Origin of the sequence: Corynebacterium sp. KPL3927 (assembly GCF_040225835.1) — a bacterium.
Classification (GTDB): Bacteria; Actinomycetota; Actinomycetes; order Mycobacteriales; family Mycobacteriaceae; genus Corynebacterium.
Genome location: NZ_JBEHGD010000008.1, coordinates 68,815 through 89,140, shown reverse-complemented (window position 1 = coordinate 89,140; position 20,326 = coordinate 68,815). Strand labels below are relative to the sequence as shown.

Sequence of the window (20,326 nt, the reverse complement as noted above, 5' to 3'; positions counted from 1 at the left end):
TAACCGCCTAACCAAACCCCGAACTTCATACCGAGCCGAAAGCACAAACGGCTACACCACTACACGGGACTTGACCGGCCTTAGCCCAGGCCTTGCTTGGTGATCCAGAAATCTTATTGCTCGATGAACCGCAAAATGGACTCGATCCACAGGGCATCGCGGAGCTGCGAAAGCTCCTCCAGCAGCTCGCCGCCGCTGGGCATACCGTCGTGGTCAGCTCCCATCAACTCGGTGAAGTCCTTCACCTAGCCCACGACATCACTATTTTGTCCCAAGGCACCATCCGGTACTCCGGCTCCCTGCAGGAACTGGCCCCCAGCGGTGAATTGGAAGCCGAATTCTTCCGCCTGACTTCTGCAGGTGGTGAGACCGATGAGTAACCAGTATCGACGGTATCTCTCAGCAGAACTACTGCGCAGCCGCGGCAGCGCCCTGCAGTGGTTACCATTGCTCGCCCTGCCTCTGGTGTTAATGACGGTGTTATTTTCTGCCTTCGCGTCCTCCGCTGAGGACGCTACCGGGGTTCTTGGCTGGCAGTCCATGTTTATCACCGGCATGTACGCGCCGCTCACTGCGCTTTTTGCTGGCGTTCCAGAGCGCCGCGAGGTGCTCAGCCGCGGCGGCGGCACCCTATGGCGCCGGCTTCATCCTCGCTACGAGCACGCCTCCCGGTTCCTCATCGTCGTGGCAAGCCTCGCAGTTTTTCACCTACTTAATTTCGGTCTGTCCTGGGCGGCGGTTGCAGCGCAAGGGCGTGCAGACCACCAGCTGCTCATCAACGCTGGGGCTTATTCTTTCCTCGGAGCCATCGGCATCGCGGGGCTTGCGACCGCATGCGCCCGCAGGCTGGGCCTTGCCGTTACGCTTATCCTCGCGGTTATCTGGCAGGTCATTAGCGTGCTTCCTCGCGTTGTCGAGGGGCCTTTATGGTGGGCCTTTCCGCCCGCCTGGCCGCTGCGGTTACTATTGCCTGCGCTGCGCATCCACCAGAATTCGGTTCCGCTCGAGCCTGGCGATCCACTCCTGCAGGAAAGCCCGCTTCCTGCACTGGCGTTGTGCCTCATCCTCGCTGTAGCAGGCTCTTTGACCGCAACCATGAAGCCTCGCCGATTACGGCCGCTTTCCCGACCCCGGCGCGTGACGGCGCCCACGGTCAGTGCTGCCGCCACTCCGGCTCAGGGATGGCAGCCTGCCACTGTCTCTCGTGCCGCTGCCCGCTCGCGCCGTGCCGATGCGCTGTGTGGCTTTCACCGGGCCATCATGACGCCAGCGGTCATTACGTGCTTGGTATTAAGCGCCTTAGCGCTGATCTTTATTGCCCTTTACTACCCACCACGTTATGTACAGGGATTCTTCGTATTTCTGCTTCTCCCCGTGGGGGCCGGTGTACTTCCTGTGCTGGTCTGGCCGGGGTTCTCGGGCGCGTGGCCGATTGTTTATACAGAATCTCGCCACTGTTCTACTGCACTTCTCCTGTGGTTACTGGGCATCATCGCAGTGGTGTGCACGTGTGCTTCAGTCGCGGTTATCTTCGCCGGTGGTGCTGCCCTAACCGTACTAGCGCAACTGCCCCTAGCGGTCGGCGTGGGGTACGTCCTCACGGTGATATCGCTCATCGTCGTCATCCGCTTTGGTATCTGGAGCTCACTTGCTCTGACAATCGTCGGCACCATTGTCTCCGTGACGGTAGGCGGCGATGTCCTCGCGAAGACCGTCCTCTGGCTCGTTGCCTTCCCCGCCTGGCCGATGAATGCGGATTCTCCTGGCCGCTACGCCTGTGCTGCGATAATGACCCTGCTTTTCGCCGCCATTACTTCGTGGGCCGCCAGGCGGTTGCTGCGCACACGAGCACTTCGCCCTACCGATTAAATAACTAAGGCCCGCGGGGACTCCGCGGGCCTTAAACTATGCGAGCTTAAAGCTCAGAGGGAGATACGCGCTTGGGCAGGACCACCGGGCGGGCATTAGAAAGCCCCTCCACCACGCGGATGACCTGGTTGGAGTAACCAAACTCGTTGTCGTACCAGACGTAGAGCACCAAGTGCTTGCCGGAGGCGATGGTGGCGATGCCATCGACGATGCCGGCATTGGTATTGCCCACGAAGTCGCTAGAGACGACCTCTGGGGAGGCGATGTAGGAAATCTGCTGGCGCAGATCCGAGTGCAGGGAAACGTTGCGCAGGAAGTCATTGACCTCATCGCGGTCGACTTCTTGCTCCAGCTCCAAGTTAAGCACCGCCATGGACACATCCGGGGTAGGAACGCGGATGGCGTTACCGGTCAGCTTGCCTTCGAACTCCGGCAGGGCCTTGGCCACGGCCTTAGCGGCACCGGTGGCAGCAAGCACCATGTTCAGGCCGGCGGCGCGGCCGCGGCGCTCGCCCTTGTGGTAGTTATCAATGAGGTTTTGGTCATTGGTAAACGAGTGCGCTGTTTCCACGTGACCGTGGGCCACGCCGTAGCGGTCATTGATGACCTTGAGCACTGGGGTAATGCCATTGGTGGTGCACGATGCGGCGGAGAGGATCTTATCGTCATCGGTAATGGCGGAATCGTTGATGCCAAAGACGATGTTTTTAATATCGCCCTTGCCCGGCGCGGTCAGCAGCACGCGGGCCACGCCTTTGGCCTCCAGGTGCTGGGACAGGCCTTCCTTATCGCGCCAAACACCGGTGTTATCTACCAGCACGGCGTTGTTGATGCCGTATTCGGTGTAATCGATCGTGGCTGGGTCGTTGGCGTAGATCATCTGGATCTTGGTGCCATTGGCCCAGATAACCTGTTCTTCCTCGTCCACGCTGATGGTGCCGTTGAAGGCACCGTGGACAGAGTCGCGGCGCAGGAGGCTGGCGCGCTTGATGATGTCCCCTTCGCCCTTATTGCGCACCACAATCGCGCGCAGGCGCACGCCGCCGTAAGCTGCCTCGCGGGCAACAAGGATGCGGGCAAGGAGGCGGCCGATGCGGCCAAAGCCGTAGAGCACGACATCGGTGGGGTCGATGTCCTCGCCGGCACCGACTATTTCCGTGAGTTCATCTTCGAGGTAGCGGCGCAGGTCATCTTCGCCCGACTCTTCAAAGCCCAAGAGGAGGCGTCCGACGTCGATGGACGCGGAGCTCAGGTTCATATCCGCTAACTCGGACAGGATGGGCAGGGTTTCTGCCGTGGAGAGCTGGCGCTGGGCAATGCGGCGTCCGTAGCGGTGGGACTTGATGATGTCGATATCGGTCTGCCCCACCAGCGGGCGGCCGAAGATGGTGGCGACGACGTTGTTGTTGCGGTGCAGTTGGTGGATGAGGGGAATCATCTGTTGCGCCAATTCGAGGCGCTCGTTCCAGTCATCATGTCCAATATGTGCGTTCGCAGTCACGAGGCTCCATCCATTTCTATTTCGGGGGTGGCTAGCAATCTTCGCCCCAAATTTTAGCGTGTATCAGTGTTTGTTTTGGCATAGGGAGTCCAGAATGTCTGCGACACTACCCCCGCGGATTTTGGCCGCCGGCTCACCTACGAGACAGTAGGCTACGGCGCCATCGTGCTGCGCTCGGCGTTCCTTGAGCACGGAATTAAGCATGGGATATATCGGGGGTATATCGGGGTGGGCGCGGGTGTAGTCGGTCTCTAAACCGCGCGCATGCCGCCCGGAAAAGGCGCGGGTGGCTACGGTGGCCCCGCCGCGCTGGAGAAGCTTGCGGTTGTAGTCACTGGTTCCGGCTTCTTTACTCAGCAAAAAGGCAGAGCCGCACGATGCGGCGGCCACGCCGGGCAGGCTTAATACCTGGGTTACCTCTCCTGCCGTGCGCAGCCCGCCCGCGGCAATCAGCGGGATGTTCGGTGCGACGGCGTGGACGGCTTCGTGAACGGCGGCGATGAGCTCTGGCAGTGGCCGATCATCGGGAAGCGCGGTGCGGTCCCACGTGCCGCGGTGCCCGCCGGCAGCGGGCCCTTGTACGCACAGCGCGTCCACTCCCAGTTTGGCGGCAGCGCGGGCCTCATCGGGTGTGGTGACGGTGGTCCAGGCCTCGGCACCCGCGGCGTGGATGCGGGCAAGCTGCTCAGAATCAAAGGTACCGAACATGGACCACACGACGCGGGCGCCGCCCTGAAGCGCCAGCTCGAGCTTGTCGTGGAAGCCGAAGGAATAATCGGGATCCGGCAGCGGGGTACCTTCGGCCGTGGCCAGATCCGCGGCGGCGGCCAACTGCTCAGGAGTTAACGGATCCTGCGGGCAAAACAGGTTCACCCCAAAGGGGATGCCGGCGCAGGCATCGATCTGGCTGCGGGCAGAATCCACGCTGGCAGACCCAAGCCCCAGGGTGCCAAAGGAGCCGGCCGCATGCGCGGCGCGCACCAGATGCACGGTGGTAGGCCCGCCCGCCATGGGCGCTGGCATTACGGTTCGGCGCAAAGATTGAATAACCTGGCTCATAGGACACTACTGTACCGAGCTAGAAAGGCGCATTCGTGGCAGCTTTGAAAGATTTTATTGCCCGGTTTTTCGGCGGTCCCTCGCCAGCGCAGCAGGGGCTGGACCCGGCCGAGTTAGAGGCAGACTGGCTCATCATTGGCCTGGGCAATCCCGGCGCGAAGTACGCAGCCACTCGCCATAACGTGGGATACATGGCCGTCGACGATGTACTGGCCCAAGGCGGCGACGTGCTTGAGCCGGTGCGCGGAATGGACCTCGAGGCAGCCCCGCTGCGCTGGGGCGATACCCGCGCGCTGGCGGTGCGCACGACAACGTTTATGAACCTCTCCGGCGATCCGATTGCCCCGCTGGCGCAGGCTTTGGGCATTGCGGCAGACCACATCATCGTCATCCACGATGAGCTCGACCTGCCGGCCAATAAAATTCGTCTGAAGCAGGGCGGCAATGAAAATGGGCACAACGGGCTGAAATCGCTCACGCACAACCTGGGCACGCGGGACTACCTGCGCGTGCGCATTGGCATCGCGCGCCCGCCCAAGGGCTCATCGATTCCGGATTACGTCTTAGCACCTGTCGATGCCGGCCCCGGCTTCGATACCGCCATCGCCACCGCCGCCGAAGCCGCCCAGCTCATCGCCACGCAAGGGCTCGTACAAGCCCAAAACCGCATTCACTCGCGCTAGGACTGGGAGAATTTCTCCAGCGCCTGCGGGCTGCCGGCGGCAACGATGAAGTCGGTGGGGGCGAGCTGGGTGGCATCGGCAAGCGGGGCCCAAGCACCCTCCGCCTGGCAGACCGACACCAACTGCACGTGGTGGGTGCGCCAAACCTCGCCCAAATCGAGCGGGCGACCCGTAACCGAGGAGGGCGCGGCCATCTGCGTCACGCCATAGTACGGGGCGATCTCTGCAAAATCGCGGAAGCGCCCGCCCAAAAGGTAGGCCACGCGGCGGCCGGTATCGCGCTCGGGGCGGATGACGTGGTGGGCGCCGATCTGTCGCAGGATGCGCTCGTGGGCCTCCGAATTGGCCTTGGCCCAAATATCTTTGACCCCCAGCTCCACCAAATTGGATACGGTGAGGATGGATGCCTCTAGGTGCGAGCCGATGCCCACGATGACCCGCTCCACCTCGTCGATGCCCAACTGGCGCAGCGCCGCCGGATCGGTGGTATCCGCCGAAATGGCCTCGGTTAAATGGGGCGCTCGTTCACGCACAATCTTCTCGTCGGAATCGATGCCGAGGACCTCTACCCCATGGCCCATGAGCTCGCCAGCCAGGGAGCAACCAAACCGCCCCAAGCCAATGACGACGACCGGGGCAATGTCCAGGGTGGCGCGGGAGTGGCCCAACGCCTTAAAAATGCTAGCCAATGAAGGGCCTTTCTTCGGGGTAGCTATAGCGGCGGCTGAGGTTCTTGGCCGCCAACGCTGCTACCAGGGTGGTTGGGCCAACGCGGCCCAAGTACATGATGAAGCACAACACGATTTGTGAGGGTGCAGACAAGCTGGCGGTAATCCCGGTGGATAGGCCCACGGTGGCAAAGGCGGACATGACCTCAAAGGAGACCTGATCGCCGCTGAATTGCGGGTCGAAAAAGCGCAGCGCCGCCACGCCGAGGGTCACCACCAGCACCCCGGCAAAGCTCAATGCTAGCGCCTGCCGGGTCACACTGTGGGGAAGGCTGCGGTGGTAGATGGAAGTCTTTTCCTTGCCCAAGAACTCCGCGGCCATGGCGGCTAATAGCACGCACGCCGTGGTGACCTTGATGCCGCCGGCGGTACCGGCCGAGCCGCCACCGATAAACATCAAGATATCGGTACCCATGAGCGTTACCGGGTGAGCCTCACCGTAGTCGAAGGTATTAAAACCGGCCGTGCGCGGGGACACGCTGGCAAAGAACGCGTTGAGGAGCTTGTCGCCCCACGTCATCGGTGCCAGTACGCCACTCCACTCCGTCAAGGCAAAAAATATCGTGCCGGCCACAATGAGCACGCCGGTGGCCGCCAGCGTCATCCGCGCGGTAATAGAGATGCGACGCATCGCCTCCGACCCGCGCCGCATGTGACGCATCAATTCCGCCCAGACCGGGAAACCCAGCCCGCCGCCGATGACCGCTCCGGCCAGCGGCAGGAGGATCCAGGCATCGCCCACAAACGGCACGAGGTTATCACTATTGGTGCTAAACCCGGCATTGTTGAACGCCGAAATGGCGTGGAAGATGCCCTCCCATAACGCCCGCGGGAAGGAATGCCCGTAGCCCACCATCAGGCGCGCGGTGACCGCCGCCGCGATAATGCTTTCTACCAGCGCGGTAAAGGCAAAGGTAAAAATCAGGGTGCGGCGGATGCCACCGGCAAGGATGGGCCGGCTTTCATAGGCACCGGTCTTGCGCGCCTTAAAGCTAATCCGGCCGGTTAAAAGCCAGCCAGATAGCGAGGCCAGCGACATAATCCCCAAACCGCCCAGTTGGATCAGGGCCAAAATGACGACCTGCCCGGCCGGGCTCCAGAAGCTGCCGGTATCGACCACGACCAGGCCGGTCAGCGAGACTGCGGAGGTCGCGGTAAAAAGGGCAGATAAAAACGAGGCGCGGGAATCTCCGGCCTCGGCGAACGGCAGTAAGAGCAGAACCGTTCCTATCAGGATGAGCAGTAGAAAACCGGTGGCGGTTAGCCGCGCTGGCCCCCACTGCCGCAGAAAAAGCAGGCGCTTCACAAGCCGAAAGTATAGACCTGTCCAGCCCCAAGCGGAACTGCTAGGCGGTACCCAGTGGACAAATATCACGAACGAATGTCGCGGACGGATATCACGTCCGCGGCTAAAATCGGGCCTATGACTTCGCCGTACTCCGCAGCTAGGACCATCGTGATTACCGGGGCATCGTCAGGCATTGGTGCCGCGGCCGCCCGGCAGATTCACCGCACCCGCCCGCAGGATAAGCTCGTCATCATCGGCCGCAACCCGGACAAGACCAAGGCCGTTGCTCAGAAAGTAGGTGGGCAGTATTTCCTCGCCGATTTCGAATCGCTTGTTCAGGTCCGCCAGCTGGCCGATGACCTGCAACAACTGGAGCACATCGATGCCCTGGGCAATAATGCCGGAGGCATTTTCGATGGGCCCACCATGACCGCCGATGGTTTCGAGCGCACGTGGCAAGTCAACGTCGTCGCGCCGTTCCTGCTGACGTCCCTGCTGCAAGAAAAGCTGCGCGATAGTAACGCCACCGTGGTCAACACAGCGTCATTAGCTAATATGCTGATCTCGAATTTCGATCCGGCAGATCCCAATACGCTGGAGCATTTCAGCCCAGAGCGCGCATACGGCAATGCCAAGCTGGCGGATATCTTGCTCGCCCGCTTTATCGATGCCCACGGCATCAATGCGGTGTCCTTTCACCCGGGCGTTTTAGCCACCGAGTTTGGCAAGTCCTCCAAGGGGCTTACGGGCAAGGTGTACTCCGGGGTCATCGGCAAAGCCTTTGGCACCGCAGAGGCCGGCGGCGAGAACTTGGCTTACTTCCTCACCGGCACCGAGGGCATCCATTTCCAGTCCGGGGAATATTACAATAATAGGCGTTCGCTGGGCCTGCAGCGCCCGATTGCGAAGAACACCTCCGTGGCCCACCGCGTCTTTGAGGATCTGGGCCGTCGCCTCAATGTGGAGTGGTAGAGGGAAACCACTAGACTATGGCGCATGAGTTCTGTCGCTTTTGAGGCCTCGCGCCGCCGCACGTTCGCAGTTATCGCCCACCCGGATGCCGGTAAGTCCACGCTGACGGAGGCGCTGGCGCTGCATGCGCACGTGATTAATGAGGCCGGCGCGGTCCACGGCAAGGGCAACCGCAAGTCCACCGTGTCTGACTGGATGGATATGGAGAAAAACCGCGGTATCTCCGTGGCTTCGTCCGCGCTGCAGTTTGAATACGCCCCGGAGGGACACGAGGGCGAGCCTTATATGATCAACCTGGTCGATACCCCAGGTCACGCGGACTTTTCTGAGGATACCTACCGCGTGCTCACCGCCGTGGATGCCGCAGTGATGCTTATCGATGCCGCCAAGGGCCTCGAGCCACAAACCCTCAAGCTCTTCCGCGTCTGTAAGGCGCGTGGCCTGCCCATCGTCACGGTGATCAACAAGTGGGACCGCGTGGGCCGCGAGCCGCTCGAACTCGTTGATGAGATCGTGAACGAAATCCAGCTGCAGCCCACCCCGCTGTATTGGCCGGTGGGCATCGCGGGCGATTTCCGCGGCCTAGCCCACATCAATGAGGACGGCGAGGCCGATAATTACATCCACTTCATCCGCACCGCCGGTGGTTCCACCATCGCACCGGAGGAACACTACGATCCGGTGGCCGCAGAAGAAAAGGAAGAAGATGTGTGGGAAACCGCGGTAGAGGAAGCCGAGCTGCTTGCCGCCGATGGTGCCCTGCACGATCAAGAGCTCTTTGAGCAGTGCGTGACCTCCCCTCTCATCTTCGCCTCAGCGATGTTGAACTTCGGTGTCCACCAAATTTTGGATACCTTGTGCGCCATCGCCCCGGCCCCGCATTCCCGCGAATCCGATCCCAAGGCCGTGGAAGCGGCCACCAGCGCCATCGATGAGGTGCGCGAGGTCGCCGATGACTTTTCCGGCGTCGTCTTCAAGGTGCAGGCGGGCATGGACCAAAAGCACCGCGATAACCTGGCGTTTATGCGCGTGGTCTCAGGCGAATTCGAGCGCGGCATGCAGGTCAACCACGCCCAATCCGGGCGCAGTTTCTCAACCAAGTATGCGCTGACGGTTTTTGGCCGCACCCGCGATACCGTAGATACCGCTTACCCGGGCGATATCGTGGGCCTCGTCAACGCAGGCGCGCTAGCACCCGGTGACACCATCTATTCCGGCAAAAAGGTGCAGTTTAAGCCCATGCCCCAATTCGCCCCGGAGGCCTTCCGCATCCTACGCGCGAAATCGCTGGGCAAGTACAAGGCCTTCCGCAAGGGCTTGGAGCAGCTCTCGGCCGAAGGCGTGGTGCAGGTCCTGCGCAACGATGCGCGCGGTGATGCCTCTCCGGTCATGGCCGCGGTCGGCCCCATGCAGTTCGAGGTCATGCAGGCCCGCATGGAATTCGAGTACAACGTCGAAACCGTCACCGAGCCCATCCCCTACTCCGTGGCGCGGCGCACCGATGCCGAATCCGCACCGGAACTCGGCCGCCAGCGCGGCGTGGAGATCTTCACCCGCCAGGACGGCGAGCTCATCGCTCTCTTCGGCGATAAGTGGAAGCTCGCCTTCATTGAAAAGGAACACCCAGAGCTGACTACGGAGACGTTGGTCGCAGATTAATACCCGTCCGCCATTTTCAAGTCCGAAACACTTGCCAGGAGAGCCTAAAAGAGCAGCATGACCGGGATGACCACGATCTTCATGAACTGCGCCACCACAATGGTGGAGGTATAGCCGGTGAGGATGCGCGAATCCGAGCTGGCTCCCGTGGCGTAATTGACCACCGCGGGCTGGCCAAAGAGGCCGGAAATGCCGCCTGAGGTGCGGGTTTCGGATTGCCCCATAAAGCGGCTGGCCACCGCGAAAATCCCGATGATGATAACGGCGATGATCGCGGCCAGCACCATGGATTTCAGGCCCATCCAGGAAAAAGCGGTGGAGACAAAGGCCTCGCCGGAGGACAGGCCCACCGAGGCTAAGAAGATGGCAAGGCCCCACTGCTGGAATGCCGTATTGATCGGGGAGGGAATCTGCCACGGAATGCGGCTGGTGCGGTGCAGGGCGCCGAGGACTAGGCCGGTGATGAGTGGGCCCAGCGCGAACCCGAGCTCGAAGGACGCGCCACCGGGCAGCGGGACGACGATGAGGGAAATGAGGTAGCCGATGGTCAGCCCACCGCCGAGTGCTACCCAGTTAAGCTGCGAGTATGCGGTCACGGAATCGCCGAAGTAATCGCGGACATCGCCCAAGCGGTCGTGTTTGACCACGATCTCAAGGTCATCGCCGGATTCAAGGTGGGTTTCATTGGTGGCAAGGAATTCCTCATCGCCGCGGCGCACCCGCACGATACGCGCGCCGTAGCGCGAAAAGAGGTTGAGCTCCTTGACCTTGCGGCCCTCGATGTCCTCGTTGGAAATGGCCACGGTCTCATTGACTAGGCGCTTATCCACAAACGGGGTTTGGGGCTGGCGCTTTCCCAGGGCATCGGTAAGCTCCTTGGCCTTTGCCTTGGTCACCAAAACGCGCAGGACATCGCCGCAGTGCAACTCCGGGTTATCGCCCGGCACGTCGATATCGCGGCCGCGGCGGATGGTGGCGATGACGAAATGATCTGCGAATTTCTCGCGCAGCTCGGCATAGGAAATATCGTGGGTAACCTTAATCGTCCGCGAGCGGAAAATCTTTTCCTCCGAGTGGTCTTGGTCCTTCTGCGCTGGCCAGCTATGCCGCAGGACGAATGCCACGAGGAGGATGGCCACGGCCACGCCGACTGGATAGGCCAAGGAATAACCCACGGCGGGCAGCTCCTCGCCGGATTGCTGCTGGGCCACGGCTAGGGACGCCGTGGACGTCGTCGCACCGGAAAATACGCCGGTCACCGCCAGCGGCGATAGCCCCATGAGGCTGCCGATGCCCAATGCCGCGGCCGCCGCGGCGATTACCGCCACCGTGGCGAGCAGCATATGCTTTAGCTGGGTGGAAAAGCCCTTGAAGAAAGCCTCGCCGGCAGAGAGCCCTTGCATATAGATAAAGAGGCCCAAGCCCAGCTCCTGCAAGGAGCTGAGGATATTGTCATCCAGATCAATAAAGGATCCGAAGGCTAAGCCAACAAAAAGCGTACCCGCCGCACCGAAGCGCAGCGGGCCAAAGGGAATCATGCCAAATAGCGTGCCGAGCACGATCATGAAGAAAATGCTCAGCCAAATATGTCCATCAAAAATCGCTAACACGCTGTGCAATCTTAGGAGCTTGGCGCGATTTAGCTAGCTGAGAAGGCTTGGCGCTTTGCACCGATTACCGCCATTAGTGCAGCGCACGCGTTTATTCCTCCTAATGCTGTCAAGAATCAGGAGGGCGATCTCACACCACCGAGTAGAGGTGAGCTAGTCCAGCAGGAATTCTTTCCACTTTGGCCACTCGGCATGGGTTTGTGCCTTGCCTGCCTGGTAATTCGCGCGCAGCTTATCCACGTTGCGCTCGGTGGAGGTCACCTGCATGTCTTCTGGGAAAAACAGCTGCGCCTTTCCTTGGCGCTCTAGCTCGAGGAGCCGGTCCTTGGCCGCGTTATAGATGGGTGGGCGGCCAATGAGGGCATCGGCAATAGCGGGGTACTTGCGGAAGATGCGGCGGGTGATCGTCGGGCGCGCCACCTCGGGGCGGACATACCCGCGCGGCTTGGAGCCGATGAAAAGGAATTTTTCGTAGCCAGCCTCTTCCGCCTGCTCGATGGTAATGCCGCCGGACGAGCCCAAGGCGCCATCCACATAGGGCGAGCCATCGATGATGCGAATGGGCATAAGCAGCGGCAGCGTAGAGGAGGCGCGCACCCGCACATACAGATCTTCTGGTTCCTTCACATCATCGCGGGTCCAATACACGGATTCGCCGGTATCGGCCCGCGCGGCGGCGAGCACCATATCTGCGGGGTGCTTGCGGTACGCTTCCCAGTCAAAAGGCATATCCTTATCCGCGGAACGCTCATAAATATATTCCGCATTGAAATAGCCATTGCCGCGCACCAGCGAGCCCACGCCACCGAAGCTGGGGTTATTGACAAAATCCGTGAAGGATTCCTCCGCGCGCTTGGCATCGTGCGAGAGGTAATTGACTGTGTGGGAGGCGCCGGCAGATACCCCGCCTACCCATCCAAAGGTGACGTTTTCTTGGATGAGTTTGACTATGCAGGCGGCGGTATAGGAATTGCGCATTCCGCCGCCTTCGATAACAAGGGCGGTATTGCTGGCATCAATCATGGTCTCCCATAATACGCGCGGCGATGTTACGGCGGTCAACCCCGCTTCCTAGCTACGCGGCTAAACTAAAGGGTTATGGGACTATTGGACGCTCTTGCCAAGCTCACCGGGAACGGGGCGCCGCACTTGGCGCGGCCCGATTCCGCGGCGACGACCATGCAGGTGGACCGGTTGGATATTAGGACCGCCGACCAGCTGATCATCATTATCACCGGTCAGCAGGGCGCGCGGGCCCTTGCCGAACTCGCCGGCTCGCGCGAGTCCGCAACCCTTATCTCCCCCACCACCACGGCGCATTTTCCCGCCTTAACGAAGGATGCGCTGCCGGTCAAAGACCCCAAACACGGCTGGATCATCCCCATCACGCCGTCGCTGGCGAGCGCGCTTTCTCAGGCAGAGATTGCAGGTGCTCCGCTTGCCGATGCCCCCATCTCCGGCGAGTACGAGCTTTCCCCCAGCCTCGCGGTGGTGGTGGAATAATGCCTATTTATCCTTTCCAGGGCAAGCGACCGCGCATCCACCGCAGCGCTTGGATCGCACCGAATGCCACCATCATTGGTGATGTGGAAATCGGCTCGGATTCTTCCGTCTTTTATGGCTGCGTGCTGCGCGGGGATGTCGGCCCAATCCGCATTGGCAGCCGGTGCAATGTTCAGGACAATAGCGTTATCCACGTGGAGCGGGAGGCGCCGTGCATCCTTGAAGACGATGTCACGGTAGGCCACATGGCCATGCTCCACGGCACCCATGTGGGCGCTGGCAGCCTGGTGGGCATGTCCGCTACCCTGCTATCTCGCTCCACCATCGGGCCCGGTTCGCTCATCGCAGCCGGCGCACTGGTGCGCGAGGGTGCGGATATCCCGGCGCGTTCCTTGGCCGCCGGCGTCCCGGCCACCGTGCGCCGCGAGCTTTCCGCCGAGCAGTCCGCGGCGTTTATCCCGCACGCCGCGCGCTACGTGGAACTTGCACAGCAGCAGTCTGGCTCTGAGCTCGCGCTTGATGATGTCTACTTTGACTAGCGCATCCCTATAGGTTCACGACACCCATAATGATGAGGAAGGCGGCAACGACATAGCCGCTGATGAGCGCAACCCGCGTGCTGTTTTCGCGCGCCGCTGCAAAGACACGACCAGCAGCTGAGTCTGGGTGGGCGCGCACCACGGCGATGAAGAGGCCGCACACCACCGGCAGGGAAAGCGCCAGGGTGGCGTACCACAAGAGGCCGCCGTATTGGCCGGCGAGCGACAAATCCTCGGTGGCCAAGAACATGAGGCCGAAATAAAACGGCACGGAGGTCAGCGATTGCACCACACCCATCACAAACCCGATAAGCACGGTGGTGATGGAAGGCCTGCGCAGCGGTTGCAGCATGCGCCCGATCAAGGCATTGGGTTTTCCCTGGGAATGCCAGGCGGCGAAGGCCAGGGCGATACCGACGATGATGAGGATGCCGCCGGCAATTGGTGACTCCAAGATGGCCGCTATCTGTTCGCGCACGCCCAAAAGCACGAACATGACCACGGCCGCGGCGGTAAGAACTCCCAACCAATCTCCCAGGATGACTAGGCCGGCAATCCAGCGGTACTTCCCGCGCGGGAGCATGATGCCGATGGCCACGAGGATGCCAATGAGCAAAGCATTGACCGAATCCAAGAGGGCGAAACTTACCGCGTGAATCATGCGCGATAGTCTACCTATCCTTCGCGCCACCCTGTGCGCTCTGGGCAGGCCTGGGTTATAGGTCACATTATTACGACACTATGCCCACCTGCACCTTACTTTGCACCATTTCCGCAAGATTGCATAGACTATGCACGAATTTAGAAGCAGCGCCCACTCTCTCACTCATTAAGGAGCTCACCCCATGTCCAGATTCCTCTACCGGCTGGGAAGCTGGTCCTACCGCACGGTATGGCCCTTCCTCGCCTTCTGGCTCATCGTCTTGGTGGCGATGGTCGGCCTCACCGCCGGCTTTGCCAAAACCCCGAACCCCAACTTCGCCATGCCGGAGATGGACTCCACCACCACTCAAGAAGAGATGATGGAGCACTTCGAGCAAGATACCGATGCCATGAGCGCCCCAGAAGGCACCGTGGTCATCCAGGCCCCTGCGGGCAAGGAGCTAAGCGATGATGCCGTTGCAGGGGACATCGATAAGCTGCTCCAGGACCTCAAGGACACCGGTGCGCTGAAGAACCAAGAAGAGCTGGTCAGCCCAGTCCTCGCCGCCGCCGGCATGGAAAAGCAGATGGGCGAGCAGATGCGGGCCCAGGGCATGCCCGAAGAGCAGGTTGCGAAGAACCTGCAGCAGCTTTCCCCGCTGAGCGAAGATAAGACCACCGGCACCGTCACCATCGCCTTCGATGCCGCGGATGTCATGGACATCAACGATGACGAAATGGCTGCGGTAACGGATGTCCTGCACGAGCATGACGGCGACGGCCTCTCCGTTAAGTACCAGGGCAATGCCTTTTCAATGGCCGAGGCCGGCATGAACGGCAGTGCCGAGCTCATCGGCATGGTCGTTGCCGCCCTCGTATTGCTGGTGACCTTCGGCTCCTTCGTAGCTGCTGGCATGCCGCTGATTTCCGCCGTCATCGGCGTGGGCATCGGCATCCTCGGCGTGCAGCTGGCCACCATTTTTACCGATACCGTCTCCGATATGACCCCGACGCTGGCCTCCATGATCGGCCTCGCCGTGGGCATCGACTACGCCCTGTTCATTGTCAACCGCTTCCGCAATGAGCTCATCACCTCCTCGGGCCTGAATAACCTGACGCCAAAGGAACTGGCCAAGGAGCTGAAGAAGATGGATAAGGGAACCCGCGCCCACGCCATGGGCATGGCGCTGGGCACCGCCGGCGGCTCCGTCGTCTTTGCCGGTACCACCGTGGTCATCGCCCTAGCAGCCCTGACCATTATCGGCATCCCGTTCCTATCCACCATGGCTATCGCCGCTGCGGGCACCGTGGTCATCGCCGTGCTAGTGGCCAATACCTTTATTCCCGCCGTGCTGGGCCTGCTGGGCACCAAGATCTTCGCCGGACGCGTGCCCGGCCCAAAGGTTCCAGACCCCGAAGACGAGAAGCCAACCATGGGGCTGCGCTGGGTCCGCCGCGTGCGCGCTCACCCGTGGCTACACCTAGGCGTAGGCGTCATCGTGCTTGCCATCCTGGCCATCCCATTTGCAAGTATGCGCCTGGCCATGCCTACCGATGGCTCCGCTAAACCCGGCACCCCACAGCGTGAGGCCTACGAAATGTCCGAGGAGGCCTTTGGCCCAGGCCGCAATGCCCCGATGATCGCCTTTGTCAATGTGGAAGACGTCTCCGAACAAGACCGCATGCCGGCCTTCCAGGATCTGCTCCACAAGTTCAACGACACCGAAGGCGTGGAAAACGCCCAAATCATCCAAACCACGGACAACGGCGATGCCGCCCAGATCATGATCACGCCGACCACCGGCGCAACCGATGAGAAAACCACCGAGACCTTGGAGCGCCTGCGCGAGTACCAGGGCGAATTTTCTAAAGACGGCGGCTCCTACGACATTACCGGCATCACCCCGATTTTCGACGATATTTCTGAGCGCCTGAGTAGCGTGCTCGTACCCTATGTTGCCATTGTCTTGGGCCTTGCCTTCATCGTCTTGATGCTGGTCTTCCGCTCCATTTGGGTGCCGCTCATTGCCGCCGCGGGCTACGGACTGTCCGTGGCCGCTACCTTCGGCATCACCGTTGGCATCTGGCAAGAGGGCATGTTCGGCCTCGTCAACGACCCGCAGCCGCTGCTATCCTTCCTGCCCATCATGCTCATCGGCCTGACCTTTGGCCTGGCCATGGACTACCAAGTCTTCTTGGTCACCCGCATGCGCGAGGGTTACGTCAGCGGCAAGACCGCCGCCAACGCGACCTCGAATGGCTTCAAGCACGGCGCGCGCGTGGTCACGGCCGCAGCGCTCATCATGATTTCGGTCTTCGCGGCATTCATCCTGATGGATGAGCCATTCATTAAGACCATGGGCTTTGCCCTAGCGATGGGCGTGCTTATCGATGCCTTCATCATCCGCATGATGGTCATCCCCGCCACCATGTTCCTCTTAGGAGACAAGGCGTGGTGGTTCCCCAAGTGGTTGAATAAGATCGTGCCTAATATGGATATCGAAGGCGAGGCCCTGCACAAGGAGCGCGAGACACTCATGCGCTTTCAGCACGACAAGGTAAGAAAGGTTCATCGTGACTAGTTTGCGCGAATCCAAGAAGCGAGCAACGCGCCAGGCCATGTCTGATGCCGCGGCCCGCCTCGCCTTGGACGGCGGCGCTGAGGCAGTCACGGTCTCAAATATCACCAGCGCCGTCGGGGTCTCCCCGCGCACGTTCCACAACTATTTTTCTTCCGTGGCCGATTCCCTCTTGCACTACACCGCGGATGTCCTCGAGGCATTCGCAGAGGATATCCCCACCGCATTTCCCGGCGAGCCCATCTCTACGGTCTTGGAATACACGCTCATTGATGCCCTCAACAATGAAGACATGGAGCTGCGCTCGCTGCACAGCCTGTTCAAAATCGGCGAGGCGATGGAAAATCTCAGCCACACCGCCGAGGAAAAGAAGAAATTCGATAGCGTCACGCACCGTGTCATCGTCGCCTTTCAAGAGCGCTACCCCGAATATTCGGCCTTCGAGCTCACCATCATCTTGAATGCGTGTGGCAGCACCGGCAATGCCTGCCAGCAAGAACTGAAAAGGCGCTGCGAAATGGGCAAGGCCCCCAGCAAACAGGAACGCGATGAGCTGGTTCACCACGCCTTTGCCACCCTGCGCGGCCTTGTATGAGGTTTCAGTATCCTCGTAGGTAATTATGGATACTTCGAATTCGCTTGCCCAGGCCACCCGCGATGCCTGCTTCATTCAGGCAGGCCTTGATGCCGCCTTCCGGGCCCGCCTGGGCGATACCACCGACGTGGAATTTAATTTCCTTACCCCCTCAACGGATGCCGAGGGGCACCTTAGCCACAATCAGCCCGTGGAGATCCGCTGTAGCTCGTCCTCCGGCGTCACAGACTTCCGGGGCACGCGCATCGCCGTTATTGATCGCGCCGGCTCGCCCGCTTGGCGGTGGGCATTGCAGGCGGAGGCCGACCTGCCGCAGGGTGGGGATGACCCGGCGAAGTTTATTCCCCTCGCCCGCCTCCTGGCCGGCAATGCCCCGGTACTGCGGGCACAACAAGGCGATCACGAGGCGATCATCGCCGTGGATTTTCACCCTCGCCTCGACTTTCCCACCAGCATTGCAGCAGGCATTCGCCGCAGCGCCCCAGACATTGATGAGCAGCGCGCGGTGCACGAACTCGCCCACCACTTGGGCATTACGCTCGCGGAATCTGCCGCGGATGCTGCTACGGAGACCGCCGAGCATTTCTCCGATGGAACGACGCTGCATTTTTCTAGCGCACTAGGCGCGCCGCAGATCACGGCCATCGAGCCGGGCATGAAGGATACCCGCATCATCGAGGATGCCTTTTATTACGGTATGGAGCACCAGATGTACTTCCAGGGCAATTTCCCCGAGTCCACGGTGCACCTCAATGCGGACGAGGCTACGGCGGAAATCCGCTATTCCGGCGGGAAATCCGAGGCCATGGCGGTACTCATCGCCACCATTTCGGAGGAACAATTCCTGTGGGCGTGGGCCGATCCCGCGGTCAAGGACACCGCGGCCGCGCAGGCCGCCGCGAACCTGTACCGCTTCGGCATCGATCACCAAGTCCCAGCCTTGATCAGGCCCGCGCTGCCCTTGGACTACGCGCGCGCCCGGCAGGTACCGCAGCTAGCCCTGCCCATCCTGGGCATGTGGACGCTGGTGGGCACCACGCTTGCCGATGGCCGCGTCGGCCTCGTCCTCCTCGATTCCGAAGCCCTGCATTTACCGCAACCTACCTCCGCGGCCACGGAGGCCACGCTGGCGGCTACCCCACCCCGAGAGATCAATGAGGCGCAGGCCCGATCGGCCTACGCCTCTTTCCGCGGGATTAGCCTTTAACTAATACGTCACGGATAGCGTCTACATCCACCTCCGCGACGCTTGCGGGGTTAAATGCCGCGTCATTGGATTTATCCACCAATACCGCGCGCACGCCATCGGAAAAGTCATCGCGGCGATACATATAAGCGCCGAGTTTCTTTTCCAGCTCGAGGGCATCGCGAATGCTCGAGCACTGCGCCTCTGCCCGGTAGAGCTCCAGCGCGGCCACGATGGAGGTTGGGCAGGCCTGCGCGGTGAGCTTCTCCACCAGCTCCTTTAGTTCCGGGTATTCCTCTGCGGCCGCGGTGATGTCCTGCCAGGAATCGTGGCGGAAGCTAGCCTCGATTCCCCCGATGAGCTCCGCAAGCGGGGCCTCGTCTTCCGGCTGCACGGAGTGCTGTTCCAGCGCGGCATCAATACCTTTGTCAATGACGTCGTTGGCAAAGGCATCGCCGTCTTTGACGTAGTCCGTGGCCAGCCCGCTCCATACGAGGTCTGCGGCGTACATGCGGTAGCCGGTAATGCCCCAGAACTTCGCGAGTTCTGGCGAAGCCTTGCCGCGCGTGCCCACGGCATTTTGGGAGGCATAGGCCATGCCCACATCCGTGACGTAGCCGATATTCATCTCCGGCATGGAGGCAAAGGTCTTGTCCGTGACCACGCAGTGCGAGCCGTGCGCAGACACGCCAAGCCCACCGCCCATAGCGATGCCATCAACCAGCGCGATGACCGGCTTGGGGTACTCCGCGATATCCCCATTGAGGGTGTATTCCGAGGCAAAGAAGTCATCCACCTCGTCGTAGTTGCCGTCGACGATGCCATCGCGAGCCAAGCGGACATCGCCGCCCGCGCAATAGGCCTTGGGGTTAGTAGAAGTCAGAAGAACCTGCTCCACCTCGTCATCACCCCGCCACTTCTCCAAAGCGGCGGCGATGAGATCGATCATCTCTGGGCTCAGCGAGTTGAGAGCCTTTGGGCGGTTGAGCTCAATGACTCCGGTATGGTTGCGGATTGAGGACACGATAGGTGCATCATTAGTCATATCCTCTATTGTGACACACAACTCATATACCTAGCTACAATTTGCGACTTCACAGATTGGTCTTAATTTTGCTCCCACAGCTTATCGCCCTAGACATGGATGGCACCCTGCTCGATGGAAACGGCGACTTGCCGCCAGGATTCGCGGAGACCAGCCAGCGCGCAACCGAGCTTGGCGTCACCCTCGTTCCGGCATCGGGGCGCCAGCTCGCCACCCTGCAAGAGATGTTTCCTCATGGGGAGACCTTTATTGCGGAAAATGGCTCCGTGGTTGTGCACAATGATGAGCTGCTGAGCACCACTCCCCTCCCATCACCGGACGTCCACGCCGCGGTAACTGCGCTCGACGCGGTCGCTCAACCGCACACCGTGGTGCTGTGCACACCGGCTACGGCGTTTGTGGAAAGGGGCATCGACAAGCAAGCTTCCGCCGAGATCTCCAAGTACTATAAATCCATCAGCTGGGTAGATGACTTACACGATCTGCTCGATGAGGAAATTATCAAAATCGCGGCCTTCTGCGCCGATGGCAGCGAAAAACACCTTCACGATCCGCTGCGCGAGGCCGTGCCCGAACACAATATTGCGGTATCTGGGGCAGTGTGGCTCGATGTGATGGCGGCCGGGGTCAATAAGGGGGTGGCGCTAGAAACTATGGCGTCCTTGCTCGAGGTCCCCCAGTCCCGCACCGCGGCGTTTGGGGACTTCCTCAACGATTTCGAACTCCTCCAAGCCGCTGGAACCGCCATTGCCATGGACAATGCGCACCCTAAGCTCAAGGCCATTGCAGATACAATCGCCCCACCCAATACCGAGTATGGGGTGCTGACAGTGCTGAATCAGCTTTTTGCCAGCGAACAGGATTAGAC

General features: G+C 60.9%; 18 protein-coding genes and 1 pseudogene. 11 read left to right on the top strand and 8 right to left on the bottom strand.

Translation table 11 applies throughout. From position 1 onward, the window contains the following. Positions 1-77: 77 nt before the first annotated feature. Both ABRP86_RS06015 and ABRP86_RS06010 read left to right on the top strand, forming a co-directional pair. Positions 78-380, top strand: a pseudogene (locus ABRP86_RS06015) (AAA family ATPase); the annotation flags it as partial. After that, positions 373-1,869, top strand: coding sequence for an ABC-2 family transporter permease (locus tag ABRP86_RS06010; RefSeq protein WP_349863050.1), 1,497 nt, complete (start codon positions 373-375; stop codon positions 1,867-1,869). The pseudogene ABRP86_RS06015 and the gene ABRP86_RS06010, both read left to right, overlap by 8 nt. A 46-nt stretch (positions 1,870-1,915) precedes the next feature. Here the strand turns inward: ABRP86_RS06010 and ABRP86_RS06005 are convergent, their stop codons facing one another. Then, a complete protein-coding gene (locus tag ABRP86_RS06005) occupies positions 1,916-3,370 on the bottom strand; it encodes a glyceraldehyde-3-phosphate dehydrogenase (protein ID WP_005279979.1) in 1,455 nt (484 codons plus the stop codon). Positions 3,371-3,433: 63 nt separating this feature from the next. Beyond that, a complete protein-coding gene (locus ABRP86_RS06000) occupies positions 3,434-4,429 on the bottom strand; it encodes a nitronate monooxygenase (protein ID WP_349863048.1) in 996 nt (331 codons plus the stop codon). Positions 4,430-4,464: 35 nt separating this feature from the next. Here ABRP86_RS06000 and pth point away from each other — a divergent pair, with 35 nt between their 5' ends. Further along, a complete protein-coding gene (gene pth, locus ABRP86_RS05995; RefSeq protein ID WP_284628312.1) occupies positions 4,465-5,112 on the top strand; it encodes an aminoacyl-tRNA hydrolase in 648 nt (215 codons plus the stop codon). On the opposite strand, the gene ABRP86_RS05990 is transcribed toward pth, so the two are convergent. Continuing rightward, the gene (locus tag ABRP86_RS05990) at positions 5,109-5,801 is read right to left on the bottom strand and encodes a potassium channel family protein (protein ID WP_349863045.1); all 693 of its coding nucleotides are present in this window, start codon (positions 5,799-5,801) and stop codon (positions 5,109-5,111) included. The two genes, pth and ABRP86_RS05990, sit on opposite strands and share 4 nt — an antisense overlap. Continuing rightward, the gene (locus tag ABRP86_RS05985) at positions 5,794-7,146 is read right to left on the bottom strand and encodes a TrkH family potassium uptake protein (protein ID WP_349863043.1); all 1,353 of its coding nucleotides are present in this window, start codon (positions 7,144-7,146) and stop codon (positions 5,794-5,796) included. Before ABRP86_RS05985 ends, ABRP86_RS05990 begins: the two co-directional genes overlap by 8 nt. A gap of 117 nt (positions 7,147-7,263) precedes the next feature. On the opposite strand from ABRP86_RS05985, the gene ABRP86_RS05980 reads away from it, so the two are divergent. Further along, positions 7,264-8,100 carry an SDR family NAD(P)-dependent oxidoreductase gene (locus ABRP86_RS05980; protein ID WP_349863042.1) on the top strand — a complete coding sequence of 279 codons (837 nt, stop codon included), beginning with the start codon at positions 7,264-7,266 and terminating at the stop codon, positions 8,098-8,100. Positions 8,101-8,124: 24 nt separating this feature from the next. Then, positions 8,125-9,759, top strand: a complete 1,635-nt coding sequence (locus tag ABRP86_RS05975; protein ID WP_349863040.1) for a peptide chain release factor 3 — start codon at positions 8,125-8,127, stop codon at positions 9,757-9,759. A 44-nt stretch (positions 9,760-9,803) separates the two neighbouring features. Here the strand turns inward: ABRP86_RS05975 and ABRP86_RS05970 are convergent, their stop codons facing one another. Next, the gene (locus ABRP86_RS05970; RefSeq protein ID WP_349863038.1) at positions 9,804-11,369 is read right to left on the bottom strand and encodes an aspartate-alanine antiporter-like transporter; all 1,566 of its coding nucleotides are present in this window, start codon (positions 11,367-11,369) and stop codon (positions 9,804-9,806) included. A gap of 153 nt (positions 11,370-11,522) precedes the next feature. Beyond that, entirely contained in the window at positions 11,523-12,392 is an 870-nt protein-coding gene (locus ABRP86_RS05965; RefSeq protein ID WP_349863036.1) for a patatin-like phospholipase family protein, read from the bottom strand. Positions 12,393-12,467: 75 nt separating this feature from the next. Here ABRP86_RS05965 and ABRP86_RS05960 point away from each other — a divergent pair, with 75 nt between their 5' ends. Next, positions 12,468-12,872 (top strand): hypothetical protein, encoded by a 405-nt coding sequence (locus tag ABRP86_RS05960; RefSeq protein ID WP_023026048.1) that lies wholly within the window; start codon positions 12,468-12,470, stop codon positions 12,870-12,872. Next, positions 12,872-13,411 (top strand): gamma carbonic anhydrase family protein, encoded by a 540-nt coding sequence (locus ABRP86_RS05955; RefSeq protein ID WP_349863034.1) that lies wholly within the window; start codon positions 12,872-12,874, stop codon positions 13,409-13,411. Before ABRP86_RS05960 ends, ABRP86_RS05955 begins: the two co-directional genes overlap by 1 nt. 7 nt (positions 13,412-13,418) lie before the next feature. Here ABRP86_RS05955 and ABRP86_RS05950 read toward each other — a convergent pair whose 3' ends face one another. After that, positions 13,419-14,072, bottom strand: coding sequence for a hypothetical protein (locus ABRP86_RS05950; protein WP_349863033.1), 654 nt, complete (start codon positions 14,070-14,072; stop codon positions 13,419-13,421). A gap of 184 nt (positions 14,073-14,256) precedes the next feature. Between ABRP86_RS05950 and ABRP86_RS05945 the strand changes: the two genes are divergently transcribed. From ABRP86_RS05945 to ABRP86_RS05935, 3 genes are read left to right on the top strand one after another with little or no spacing between them, the layout of a single operon-like run. Further along, on the top strand, positions 14,257-16,635 hold the full coding sequence (locus ABRP86_RS05945) for an MMPL family transporter (RefSeq protein WP_349863032.1): 2,379 nt from the start codon (positions 14,257-14,259) through the stop codon (positions 16,633-16,635). Continuing rightward, positions 16,628-17,227 carry a TetR/AcrR family transcriptional regulator gene (locus ABRP86_RS05940; protein WP_349863030.1) on the top strand — a complete coding sequence of 200 codons (600 nt, stop codon included), beginning with the start codon at positions 16,628-16,630 and terminating at the stop codon, positions 17,225-17,227. Before ABRP86_RS05945 ends, ABRP86_RS05940 begins: the two co-directional genes overlap by 8 nt. A gap of 25 nt (positions 17,228-17,252) precedes the next feature. Next, positions 17,253-18,434, top strand: a complete 1,182-nt coding sequence (locus tag ABRP86_RS05935; protein ID WP_349863028.1) for a DUF6882 domain-containing protein — start codon at positions 17,253-17,255, stop codon at positions 18,432-18,434. On the opposite strand, the gene ABRP86_RS05930 is transcribed toward ABRP86_RS05935, so the two are convergent. After that, the gene (locus ABRP86_RS05930) at positions 18,424-19,458 is read right to left on the bottom strand and encodes a 3-hydroxyisobutyryl-CoA hydrolase (protein WP_349863026.1); all 1,035 of its coding nucleotides are present in this window, start codon (positions 19,456-19,458) and stop codon (positions 18,424-18,426) included. The two genes, ABRP86_RS05935 and ABRP86_RS05930, sit on opposite strands and share 11 nt — an antisense overlap. A gap of 68 nt (positions 19,459-19,526) precedes the next feature. Here ABRP86_RS05930 and ABRP86_RS05925 point away from each other — a divergent pair, with 68 nt between their 5' ends. Continuing rightward, complete coding sequence (locus ABRP86_RS05925; RefSeq protein WP_349863024.1) at positions 19,527-20,324, top strand: HAD family hydrolase; 798 nt, start codon at positions 19,527-19,529, stop codon at positions 20,322-20,324. Positions 20,325-20,326 lie beyond the last annotated feature (2 nt).